This window comes from Tenacibaculum profundicola, assembly GCF_057220795.1.
In genome coordinates this window covers 264,239-277,126 of the sequence record NZ_CM170137.1, presented here as the reverse complement: position 1 = coordinate 277,126, position 12,888 = coordinate 264,239, and the positions used below count along the sequence as shown (strand labels likewise).

Annotated in this window: 8 protein-coding genes; 3 read left to right on the top strand and 5 right to left on the bottom strand. The window is 31.5% G+C overall.

What is annotated here, in order from left to right:
• Positions 1–48 precede the first annotated feature (48 nt).
• Both AC2TDS_RS01110 and purL read left to right on the top strand, forming a co-directional pair.
• Positions 49–1,548 (top strand): GFO_1087 family putative carboxy terminal peptidase, encoded by a 1,500-nt coding sequence (locus AC2TDS_RS01110; protein ID WP_484737286.1) that lies wholly within the window; start codon positions 49–51, stop codon positions 1,546–1,548.
• A gap of 124 nt (positions 1,549–1,672) precedes the next feature.
• Entirely contained in the window at positions 1,673–5,353 is a 3,681-nt protein-coding gene (gene purL, locus AC2TDS_RS01105; protein ID WP_484738907.1) for a phosphoribosylformylglycinamidine synthase, read from the top strand.
• A gap of 193 nt (positions 5,354–5,546) precedes the next feature.
• On the opposite strand, the gene AC2TDS_RS01100 is transcribed toward purL, so the two are convergent.
• The 5 genes from AC2TDS_RS01100 to AC2TDS_RS01080 form a co-directional block, all read right to left on the bottom strand.
• The gene (locus AC2TDS_RS01100) at positions 5,547–7,943 is read right to left on the bottom strand and encodes an ABC transporter permease (protein ID WP_484737285.1); all 2,397 of its coding nucleotides are present in this window, start codon (positions 7,941–7,943) and stop codon (positions 5,547–5,549) included.
• A 65-nt stretch (positions 7,944–8,008) separates the two neighbouring features.
• Positions 8,009–8,713: an ABC transporter ATP-binding protein gene (locus AC2TDS_RS01095; protein ID WP_484737284.1), complete on the bottom strand. Its 705-nt coding sequence runs from the start codon at positions 8,711–8,713 to the stop codon at positions 8,009–8,011.
• 4 nt (positions 8,714–8,717) lie between these two features.
• Positions 8,718–9,470, bottom strand: coding sequence for a pepsin/retropepsin-like aspartic protease family protein (locus AC2TDS_RS01090; RefSeq protein WP_484737283.1), 753 nt, complete (start codon positions 9,468–9,470; stop codon positions 8,718–8,720).
• 125 nt (positions 9,471–9,595) lie between these two features.
• The gene (locus AC2TDS_RS01085) at positions 9,596–10,003 is read right to left on the bottom strand and encodes a hypothetical protein (protein ID WP_484737282.1); all 408 of its coding nucleotides are present in this window, start codon (positions 10,001–10,003) and stop codon (positions 9,596–9,598) included.
• Positions 10,004–10,044: 41 nt separating this feature from the next.
• Entirely contained in the window at positions 10,045–11,292 is a 1,248-nt protein-coding gene (locus AC2TDS_RS01080; protein ID WP_484737281.1) for an efflux RND transporter periplasmic adaptor subunit, read from the bottom strand.
• Positions 11,293–11,481: 189 nt separating this feature from the next.
• On the opposite strand from AC2TDS_RS01080, the gene AC2TDS_RS01075 reads away from it, so the two are divergent.
• Positions 11,482–12,852, top strand: coding sequence for a sigma-54-dependent transcriptional regulator (locus tag AC2TDS_RS01075; protein ID WP_484737280.1), 1,371 nt, complete (start codon positions 11,482–11,484; stop codon positions 12,850–12,852).
• Positions 12,853–12,888: the final 36 nt, after the last annotated feature.

Sequence of the window (12,888 nt, the reverse complement as noted above, 5' to 3'; positions counted from 1 at the left end):
ATAGTTTTAGTTGTTTTATATCATAGTATGTGTCAAAAATTTACAGTTATGATAAAAAACAGAATAATTAAACTAATGGTTTTAATTATCGTTACTACATTATTTGTGAGATGTAGTGAAAAAGAGGATGTTTCTGAAAATCCTAATCCAAATGAAGATATCACACTTCAGAACCCTATAAATAATTTTACGTGGAAAGCCATGAACTCATGGTATAATTGGCAAGAAAATGTACCCGATTTAGCAGACACCAAAGATGATAATCAAGATGGTTATCATACATATCTAAATATGTTTTCCTCACCTGAAAACTTATTCGAATCTCTTTTGCACGAAAAAGGAAGTATAGATCGTTTTTCTTGGTTTATTGAAGATTATATAGAGCAGGAAAAACAATTTCAAGGTACTAGTACCTCTTTTGGACTTCGTCTGCAAGTTGTTAATGTCGACGGTACTAATGTTATTTTAGTAGTGATTCATGTTTCAGAAAATTCACCTGCTTCCGATGAAGGTTTGAAACGTGGTGATATTGTCATCGGTATAAATAACAAAAAGTTCACAACTAGTAACTTTGAAACAGTTATTAATGATTACTATAATGATAACGCAGAATTCATTTTTGGAGAAAATGATGGATTAACTGAAAAAAAAAGAGTTAGTTTAACCAAACGAGAGGTAAATGATAATCCTGTTCATCTAACCAAAGTTTTTAATGATATAGATGGTAAAAAAGTAGGATATTTGGTATACAGTGGTTTTAGGTCTTCTTATAACAAGGATTTAAATGATGCTTTTTTACAATTCAAATCAGAAGGTATTCAGGAATTAATACTTGATTTTAGATATAATGGTGGTGGATCGGTGCTTACTTGTGGGTATCTAGCAAGTATGATTTATGGTAATGGTAAACCAGAAGACATATTCGCTAAAGCTCATTTTAACAAAAAACACTCTGATGGAGATTTTACTCTAAGATTTTTTGATGGAATTCGTCAATATGATTCTCAAGGAAACTACCTTCATGGCCAAGATTTACCTATAAACAGACTAAGTGGTATTTCTAAAATTTATGTAATTACTTCCTCAAGAACTGCCTCTGCTAGCGAAATGATTATTAACGGATTAAAACCATACATGGACGTAGTGACAGTGGGAACATCTACCTATGGGAAAAATGTAGGTTCAATAACACTATACGACTCTCCTGCTACCGATTATAGGGATAAAAACACGGCTAATTCTACACATAAAATGGCCATGCAACCGATCACATTTCAAATTTTCAACAAACTAGACCAAAGTGACTATACTCAAGGATTCACTCCTGATATTGAAGTAAATGAATTCCAAAACTGGGATAATTTATTGAGTTTTGGAAATGAAAATGAAATTGTATTGAAAACTGTTTTAGACGATATTAAAGGGCTTTCATCGAGAATAACATATTCTTCTACTAAAAACATAACTCTTTTAAAATTAAAAAAAGAAAATAAGTTTGAAAATGAAATGTACTTTGAAAGTAATTTTATGAAAAATAAAATCAATTAAAGTTTAGTTGAACTATTATTTAAATTAAGAGCAGTAAAATTTTACTGCTTTTTTTATGCATTTAATTGAAGTAAAAAAACTAAATTTACACCCTTTAAACACACACTCTAACACAACTATAATAATGATTCATTTCTTTGGAAACGCGAACAGTAAAGTATTTGCTGTTCAAACAACAGAAGAATTAACCACAGAAACCATTTCAAAACTTACTTGGTTATTTGGTAACCAATCTAAAATAAATGTGGCGTCACTTGACGCCTTTTTTGTTGGACCAAGAGCCGCAATGGTTACTCCTTGGAGTACTAACGCTGTAGAGATTACCCAAAACATGGGCATTACTGGTGTTATTAGAATTGAAGAATTCGAAACGGTTACAAAAGATTTTTCAGATTTTGATCCTATGATTTCTCAAAAGTTTAATGGTTTACATCAAGAAACTTTTACCATTAACGTTGAACCTGAAGCTATATTAGAAATTGAAGATATAGCAGCGTATAATGAACAGGAAGGTTTGGCTTTAAATGAGGAAGAAATCAAGTATCTAGAGGACGTTTCTGAAAAAATTGGAAGAAAACTAACAGACTCGGAGGTTTTTGGTTTTTCTCAAGTAAATTCTGAACATTGTCGTCATAAGATTTTTAATGGTACTTTTATTGTTGATGGTATAGAACAACCCATGTCATTATTTAAAATGATCAAGGAAACTTCTAAACAAAACCCTAATGATATCGTATCTGCTTATAAAGATAATGTTGCTTTTGTAGCAGGACCTAAGGTTGAGCAATTTGCACCCAAAAGTGCTGATAAACCCGATTTTTATGAAACAAAAGATTTCGAATCGGTTATTTCTTTAAAAGCGGAAACTCATAATTTTCCTACTACTGTAGAACCTTTTAATGGTGCGGCAACTGGATCAGGAGGAGAGATTAGAGATAGACTTGCAGGGGGTAAAGGATCAATTCCGTTGGCTGGTACTGCGGTTTATATGACTTCTTATTCTCGTTTAGAAGAAAACCGTCCTTGGGAAGAAGCAATGAATGAACGCAATTGGTTATATCAAACCCCCATGGATATATTAATCAAAGCTTCTAATGGAGCTTCTGATTTTGGTAATAAATTTGGGCAACCATTAATTTGTGGTTCTGTATTGACCTTTGAACACGAAGAAGATGCACGTAAACTTGGTTTTGATAAAGTAATCATGCAAGCAGGCGGAATTGGTTACGGTAAAAAAGATCAAGCAATAAAAGATACTCCGAAAGAAGGTGATAAAATTGTCATTTTAGGAGGCGAAAATTATCGAATTGGTATGGGAGGTGCAGCTGTATCTTCAGCTGATACAGGTGAGTTTTCAACAGGTATAGAATTAAATGCCGTTCAACGATCAAACCCTGAGATGCAGAAACGTACTGCTAATGCTGTTCGTGGAATGGTAGAAAGTAAAGAGAATTTTATCGTTTCTATTCATGATCATGGAGCTGGAGGTCACTTAAACTGTTTATCGGAGCTTGTTGAAGAAACTGGAGGGAATATAGATTTAGATCAATTACCTGTCGGTGATCCTACCCTATCTGATAAAGAAATTATAGGTAACGAATCACAAGAACGAATGGGATTAGTTATTGCTGAAAAGCATATTGACACCCTTCAAAAAATAGCAGAACGTGAGCGTTCTCCTATGTACACGGTTGGGAATGTCACTGGTGATCATAGATTTACTTTCGAATCTAAAACGCATGGTAATAAACCTATGGATTTAGCTTTGGAAGACATGTTTGGTAGTTCTCCTAAAACGATCATGACCGATAATACGGTATCTAGAAACTACAACGATATCATATATTCTTCAGACAACTTTGCAACGTATCTCGAACAAGTATTGCAATTAGAAGCAGTGGCTTGTAAAGATTGGTTAACCAATAAAGTAGATCGTTGTGTAGGCGGTAAAGTAGCCAAACAACAATGTGTAGGCCCCTTACAAATACCTTTAAATAATGTAGGTGTGATGGCTTTAGATTATAAAGGTAAAGAAGGTATTGCTACTTCTATAGGGCACTCCCCTATTTCAGGTTTAATCGATCCAGAAGCTGGAAGTAAAAATGCAATTGCCGAAGCCTTAACAAATATTATTTGGGCACCTTTAAAGAATAATTTACAGTCTGTTTCATTATCAGCAAATTGGATGTGGCCATGTAAAAATGAAGGAGAAGATGCTCGTTTATATAAAGCTGTAAAAGCTGTATCTGAATTTTCTATAGATCTCGGTATCAATGTTCCAACAGGAAAAGATTCTTTGTCTATGAAGCAAAAATACCCAAATGAAGAGGTTATTTCTCCAGGTACGGTTGTTATCTCTGCCGCAGGAAATTGTAACGATATCACAAAGGTAGTAGAACCTTTATTCCAAATAGATAAAGGAGCTATTTATTATATTAATTTATCACAAGATCATTTTAAATTAGGAGGAAGTTCTTTTGCTCAGGTAGTCAATAAAATTGGAAATGAAGCACCAACTATTAAAGACGCCAAACAGTTTAAGCATACCTTTAATGTTATACAGCAATTAATTAAAGAAAATAAAATAGTAGCAGGTCATGATGTTGCTTCTGGTGGTTTAATCACTACCTTATTGGAATTATGCTTTGCTGATGTGAATATTGGAGCTAATATAGACGTATCTGGTTTAGGTGAATCTGATAGTATCAAATTGCTGTTTGCTGAAAACACAGGAATTGTATTCCAGTCAGTCGATAATTCCATAGAAGATATTCTAAAAAAGAACGATATTGAATTTTTCAATCTTGGTAAGGTTGTTGAATCTGATAGACTTAATATTAAAAACAACAAGCATATTTTTGCGTTATCAATTACAGAATTAAGAGACACATGGTACAAAACATCTTATTTACTTGATAACAAACAAACTGCCAATGGCTTAGCTAAAAATCGTTTTGAGAACTATAAAAAACAGCCTTTAAAATATACTTTTCCATCGCACTTCACTGGAAAAATTAAGGATGCAGTAGGAGATATCGATAGTAAAAGGAAACCTAAAGCCGCTATTATTCGTGAAAAAGGCTCAAACTCAGAACGTGAAATGGCGAATGCTATGTATCTCGCAGGTTTTGATGTAAAAGATGTTCATATGACTGATTTGATATCAGGGCGTGAAACATTGGAGGATATTCAGTTTATTGGTGCTGTAGGTGGTTTTTCCAATTCAGATGTTTTAGGTTCGGCAAAAGGTTGGGCTGGAGCGTTTTTATATAATGAAAAAGCTAACACAGCATTAAAAAAATTCTTTAACCGGGAAGATACTTTATCAGTAGGTATTTGTAATGGAGCTCAGTTATGGATGGAATTAGACCTAATCAATCCAGCGCATAAAATACATGGGAAATTGATACACAATGATTCTAAGAAGCATGAAAGTTCTTTTACCTCAGTAAAAATTCAAGAAAATAATTCTGTTATGTTATCTTCATTAGCGGGTACAGAATTAGGGGTTTGGGTGTCTAACGGTGAAGGTAAATTTCAGCTTCCAGAAGTTGAGGAAAACTACGAAATTGTTGCAAAATATGCCTATGAAGGTTATCCTAATAGTCCTAATGGTTCTGATTATAACACAGCAATGATGTGTGATAAATCAGGTCGTCACTTGGTAACTATGCCCCATATTGAACGTTCTACATTCCAGTGGAACTGGGCCTATTACCCAAAAGATAGGAAAGATGAGGTTTCTCCATGGTTGGAAGCTTTTGTTAATGCACGAAAATGGATTGAAAAGTTAAATAAATCATAATTTTGATGGTTTGTAACTTTTGTTACAACAAAAAACAAGAATTATCTATAACTTTGCTGACTGATACTATTAGTCTTTATAGAAGGGTTAGATTAATAATATTTTTAAATAAGAAGGCACATGAAAATGTGCCTTTTTTTTATTACTTCATTTACTTAAGAAATCACTGTTGAATTCATCACTTCTATTTAATCTATTCAAATTTTAAATATTTAATCAAATCTACTTGAGTAGCTTTGTAAGCTTTCACTCCAACGACTATAAAAACTAATATGGTTAAAATTATTGGGGTAATTATATATGGTAGCCATGGCATGCTGATTCTGTACGCAAAATTTTCTAACCAATTTTGTGTGAAATAAAAGGTTAGTGGTATTAAGAAAATAGACGCTAACGACGTAATATATAAGTAACTCTTTATCAATTGGTAAATAATTTGCTTTTTAGAAGCCCCCAATGTTTTACGTATAGCAACTTCTTTCAATCGTTGTTCAATCGTTAAGGAAGCCAAAGCAAATAGACCTAAAAAAGACAATAGTATAACTATGTTGGTAAGTACAAAAAAAAGTGTTTTTTGATTTTGGTACTTATTGTATGTTCTTTTAAACCTTTCATTTAAAAAATCTGGTTCAAAAGGGTAACCTTGTTCAATATTCTCTTTCCAAAAATCTTCTATATATGATAAGGTTTGCTCCACGTTGTTGGGCGATATTTTAATTTGAATATATCTAAAGGAATTTTTAATGTTTCTATCAGTATTCCAATGCAATAGAATCATTGGAGGTATCTTTACATGAAGACCTTCAACATGATAATCTTTAACGACTCCTACAATAGTAAGTGATACTCCTCCCACTTTAATTTCCTTGTCTAATGGATTGTTATAAATTAGTAATTTTCTAGCCAGAGATTCATTTATTAAAATATTTGAGATAGAATCAGAAGTCAGCTCTTCTTTCAATGATCTTCCTTTGATAATTTTTATATTCATCATATCTAAATAATTATAATCAATACCATTTAAAGATGCTTGTAAATCAATATCATTATAACTAATATTCCTAAAAAACGATGATCCTCCGCCTATCATAGATAAATTACTCGTTACATCATGTATATTTGGATGCTGAACTAATTCTTGTTTTGCTAAGGCTATTTTTTCTGTAAAATTCGAATATTCAAAAAATGGAATCATTAGAACTTGATCTACTTCAAATCCTAAATCTTTATCCAACATAAATGATATTTGGTTATTAATGATCAGTGATGATGTTAAAAAGAATCCTGAAATCAAAAATTGAACCCCAAGCATTATATTCCTTATTAGAATTGACTTTTTATTTCTAAATGAGCTACCCTTTAAAACCAAATTCACCCTAAAACTTGACAAGTAAATACTTGGTATTATGGAAATTACTATGATAATTACAATTGTTACTATCAACATTTGAATCCAAACGTTAGTTTCGAACATTGATATGTCTTTGCCTATTAATCGATTAAAATCATATAATATTAGCTCTACAAATACGAGTGCTAAAATCAATGATATTACCATCTGAACAATCACTTCATAAGTAAATTGTTTGATCAAAAGTGTTTTTGAAAAGCCTAGTGTTTTCTTAATGCCAACTTCCTTTCCTCTTTGCGAGACTGATGACAATGTTAGATTTACAAAATTTACACATGAAATAACAACTAATAAAAGAGAAAATAATATAAACGCCAAAACTTGTTTATAGTCCCCTTTTCCTTCCGGACCTGCATGATCGGCCTTGGTGTGCAGCCTGATACTTTCGATAGATTCAACACCAACACGAAACCCATACTTCTCTTTATATTCTTCCAAACCCATGCCTCTATTTTGGCTATTGGGTTCACTTACCTTTTTGTCCCAAATACTATTGATTTTTTTCGTCAGTGTACTTTGTGCTACCTCTGGTATCGATTTTATGAATAACGTTTTAGAAAATACAGTCCAATGCGGACTGTTAGGTTCTTCTAAAAATTGTAATACAATTTCAGGCATGAAATAATGTTTTCCTTCAATTTTATATACACAAGCTATTACTCTTGGCTCATCTCGAAAAGCTATCTCTTTACCAATCACATCAACGGTTCCAAAAAGCTCCATCGCTTTATCAACAGATATGGCTGCCTGGTTAGTAGTTTTCTCAAATGTTGAACTATTGCCTCTTATAATTTCAAAAGGGAAAAAATCAAAAAAGCTTGAGGTTCCTAATAAAACTCTATTGGCATATGTTTTTTGATTGTTTATGGTAAGAATACCTTTGCTATAACTGCCAAACGTTAAGTAATAGTTTTCTACTTCTGGAATTTCTTCCAGATATGTTTTTCCTTCAATATCAGGAGAATTACTATAAATTTCATTATTAGGTCTAATATGTATTACCCTAAAAATAGTATTCTTATTAAGATTGGTATGATTATAGCTATTTTCATCTTGAAAATGCAATAATACAAGAAAAGTAATTGCCAAACTTAGACTCATTCCTAATATATTTACCAAGAAATTTACCCAATTTTTTTTACTACTTCTATAAAATATTTTAAACCATATTTGTAACATGATACTGCTGTTATTTAGTAAAATATAATGCTATTTAAAACTGTTCCTTCACAAAAAAACGTGCCTTACGGATCGATAAGTACATCAACTTTATGATTGTTATTTTTTTCGGATATAATAACACCATCTTTTAAAGTGATAATTCTTGAAGAAAACTGCGCATCGTATGATGAATGTGTTACCATAACTATGGTTGATCCCGAAGCATGCAATTTGGCTAATAGTTCTAAGACCTCGTTTCCATTTTTACTGTCTAAATTACCCGTAGGTTCATCTGCCAAAATCAATTTCGGTTTTGTTACAATGGCTCTAGCAACAGCTGTTCTTTGTTGTTGCCCTCCTGACAGTTGTTGAGGATAATGGTTAGCTCTATGTGAGATTCCTGTTTTTTCTAATAGCTCTGAAACCCACTTTTTCCTTTGAGAAGCTTTTATATTATTGTAAATTAGTGGTAATTCAACATTTTCAAACACTGTTAATTCATCAATTAAATTGAAATTTTGAAAAATAAACCCGATATTCTCTTTTCTAAGTTTTGAACGTTCTTTTTCTCGGAAATTTATCACCTCTTGTCCATCAAGTAAGTAACTTCCCGCATTAGCCGTATCAAGTAATCCAATAATATTTAATAATGTAGATTTCCCAGATCCGGACGTCCCCATAATAGAAACGAATTCTCCTGAGTCTATTTTTAAGTCTAATGCGTGCAATGCGGTAGTTTCTACCTCTTCGGTACTATATTTCTTTGTTAATTTTTCTAATAGTATCATGGTATTACAGATTTTTTAAAACATGAATTATTTTATTTTTTGTATCCCAGATCGTTATATATTGAGATAAAAAAGAATGATCAAGAGTGAGAGTATTTTTTTCGGTTATTCCCAATGGTTTATGAGCATGATTAAAATTTTTCCTATGTAGCCCATATAAATTCACTGTTAAATCGTTGTTTAATTTTATATTGTACCAATTGTAATATGGAAATGGTTCTTCATAAAAATCTTCTATATCCCCTTCATTTTTAAATGTAGTGAAATTAGATTCTTCCATTTTCATACTACCTTTACCTCCACCTGTATCAATTGAAATAATGAAATCAACTCCTTTATGTTTAATCATCATCATAGGATGGTTATTTAATTTTCTAGTGAAATATGGTAGAGACGTTATATAATTTTTATGCTCTTTTAGATCTTTCCAGTTATCTACCTTTTCTTTTTGTTTGAAAAATGTAAGCTTACTTCTTAAGTAATCAATTTTCATATCATAACCTTTAAAAAAATCAAATCCAATTTGTCCAATAACTGTTGTAATAATGGGCTCAAGGAAATCCATATTCAAACCACTAACATTCTCTATATCATTAAAAGCTATATCCCCTACCCTAACTTCAGTTACCAATGGATATTTAAGTGCTGCAAATGTTTGACCGCTACCTACAAAACCAGAACCTATGGTATCGGCTTTAACGTTCATCACTTTATTAGAGTGTAGTGAAATAGCACTAGAAGCCCCAGTATCAAACATCCATCATCCTTTAAGTCCATTAATTTCTCCATCAATAAATATCCAATCTCCTATAATTATAAAAGGAACCTTTACAATATCCTCCGTTAAATGCACACTTCTTTCTATTGTTAACCCAACTTCTTCTATGCTAAATATTTAAAATCCTTACTAATTTTTAATACCATTTTATATTCTGTATTCTCTGTACTACTGAAAAAAATATGATTCATCTTGTTTTCATCTACTGAGATATTATAGATACATACAGTGTCAAAATTTAGTTGATTCAAAATAGGTGTCAACAACGATTTAGGATTATTAAAAGCCATGAAGCTATTAGTTGTTCTTCTTAAAAAATTTTCTGTTTTACCAGTTAACAGCTCTTCGAAAATTGTAAAACTTTCACGAAGTTTAGTTGCATGATCTTGACCTACTCCTTCTATTAAATCGCTATTAGCAAATAATTTATAGTTATTGCATCTATGTATTTGAGTATAGCCAGCAAACATAATGAACACTATAAGTAAAGTTAATAATTTGGTTTTATCCATGACACCATGATATTTAATTGTTTACAAATTGTTTTTGATAGTCAATTGAGTATGTTTAATTTTTCAAAATCGTTAAAATCCTGATAACTTGACGTTATTACTTTTTCTCCAGGACGTAAACCCGATAAAATTTCATAGTAATAGGGATTCTCTCTACCAATTCTTATTTCTCTTTTTACTGCAATATTTTCAGAAGTTAATACAAAAATCCATTTCCCATTGGTGATCTGGAAAAATTGACCTTTAGGTATTAAAAGCGCCTTACTATTTCCAGATAAAAACAACCTACCCTTAAGTGACATTCCTCGTTTAATACCTTTGGGTATATTATCATTTTTAAAAATTAACTCTACTTTAAAACGTGCTTCAACTACTTCTGGGTAAATTTTATACAATTCAACCTCGTGATTTTCTTTATTCACAACAACAGTTCCCCTTATCCCCTCTTGTAACTTTGAAATATAATACTCATCAACAAGCACCACTAATTTATAGCCATCAAGAACATCAATTTTCCCTAAAGGTTCTCCTTGGCTATAGCTTTGACCTAAAACCGGATTAAACGACGATAATAAACCACTTACAGGTGCTTTTATTGTAAAGTTTCCTTTATTTCTAAGCAGTAAATCCAAGCTTTTATGCATGTTATTAAGAGATGTATTTATACGCATTAGTTGAATATCTCTATTTTTATTCTCTTCCGTGACACTTTTTTTTATGACGTTAGCTCGATCCTTTTGGTATTTATAATTTTGCTCCGATGTTCCGAATTCATATTTAGCAATGACCCCTTTTTTATATAAACTAGTATCTATACTATATTTCCGTTTGGCATTTATAAAATCATTATCAATACTTAATAATTGCTGATCTAGCAACAATTTTTGATTGATGATATTAACCTTAATATTTCTCATATTATTAATTTGCTCAACAATGGCAGTTTCTTGCGTTAGATAATTTAATTCAGCATTAGGATTATAAATTCTTAAAAGAGGAGTTCCTTTTTTTACATATTGCCCACTTTCTGCAAAGATTTCAGCAACCGATCCATTTTGCACTACATTCACTAATACCGATGTTTTGGGTTCAACTGTACTATTAAAAATTATGATATCTTGAAAATCACCTTCACTAACCTCTTGAATGCCTAAATACTCTCTTTCAACTTTCAACTGATTACTTCTAGTCACATTCATTAAGGTAATACTTATTAAGAATACAATTGGTATCAAAATAAATAGTGCTCTCTTTAATTTTTTATTCTTTGGTTTAATTTGTCTGTCCATAAATGATTATCTTAGTTAACAGTTCTTTTAATTAACTACTACTCATTGAACTAACTACCACAAACATGCCATTAAAAAAATAATTATAAACAACTACAAAACAGGTTGTTACGAATTATTAGTTAAAAAACATTGTTCGATTCCGAACAATTTCTTGTTCGTATCCATACAATATTATAATTATGTGAAATGAGAAAAAAAGAAGCAACGATATTAATAGTAGATGATGATGACGATATTTTATTTTCGGCCAGAATTAGTTTAAGAAAATATTTTACTGAAATACTAACCACTAGTACTCCGAAAGAAATAAGTAAACATTTAACATCATCAATCGTAGATGTAGTTGTACTTGACATGAATTATAATACTGGTTTTGAAGATGGTAAAGAAGGATTATACTGGCTAAAACATATTAAAAACTTAAGCTGTGAAACCACTGTTATTCTTATGACTGCTTTTGGGAGTGTCGATTTAGCTGTAGAAGCTATCAAACAAGGAGCTACGGATTTTATTTTAAAACCATGGAACACCGAAAAACTTTATGGAGTGGTAAATGCAGGTATTGAATTAGCCAGATCAAAAAGAAAGATGTCGCAATTACAAATAGTTCAGCATCAAAAAAATCGTGATTTTCATAAGCAAACAAAACATATCATAGGAAATTCCTCGGCAATGAAATCTGCCATTGAACTGGCACACAAGGTCGCTCCAACGGATGCCAATCTTCTTATCTTAGGAGAAAATGGTACAGGGAAATATGTATTTGCAAAAGAAATCCACTTACAATCGCAGCGTCGAAAACATCCTTTTATTCATGTTGATTTAGGAGCCTTAAATGACAATTTATTTGAAAGCGAACTATTTGGATATGCAAAAGGTGCTTTTACGGGTGCTTATAAAGATACTATTGGACGCTTTGAACTAGCCAAAGGAGGCACTATTTTTTTGGATGAAATTGGAAATATACCGCTTCATTTACAATCCAAATTATTATCAGTAATCCAAGATAAAAAAATAACACGATTAGGTGAAAGTAAAGAACGAAAAATTGATGTCCGTATAATTTGTGCTACAAATGCTCCTATTCATGATATGGTTGAAAAACAATTATTTAGACAAGATTTATTGTTTAGAATCAATACTATTGAGTTGAACCTCCCTCCTCTTCGTAAACGAAAAGAAGATATCACGTTACTAGCTACTCATTTTTTGCTTAAATTAAACAAACAATACCGTAAACAGGTCGAAGGCTTTACAGAAGATTCATTGAAGGCTTTAAGAAATTATCATTGGCCTGGAAATATTAGGGAGATAGAACACGTCATTGAACGTGCAGTCATTATTACAGATAATCCTAAAATTCAACTTAACGATTTACATTTTACCATTAAAAAATTAGATTTCAATACTAATACAAACCTAAATTTAGAAGCTGTTGAAAAATTACTAATTCAAAAAGCTTTGCAAAAGCATCATGGTAATATTACAAAAGCGTCTAAAGATTTAGGCTTAACAAGAGCCGCCTTGTATAGACGCTTAGAAAAATATAAATTATAGATGTGGAAAACTATATATATTACACTAATCAGCAGA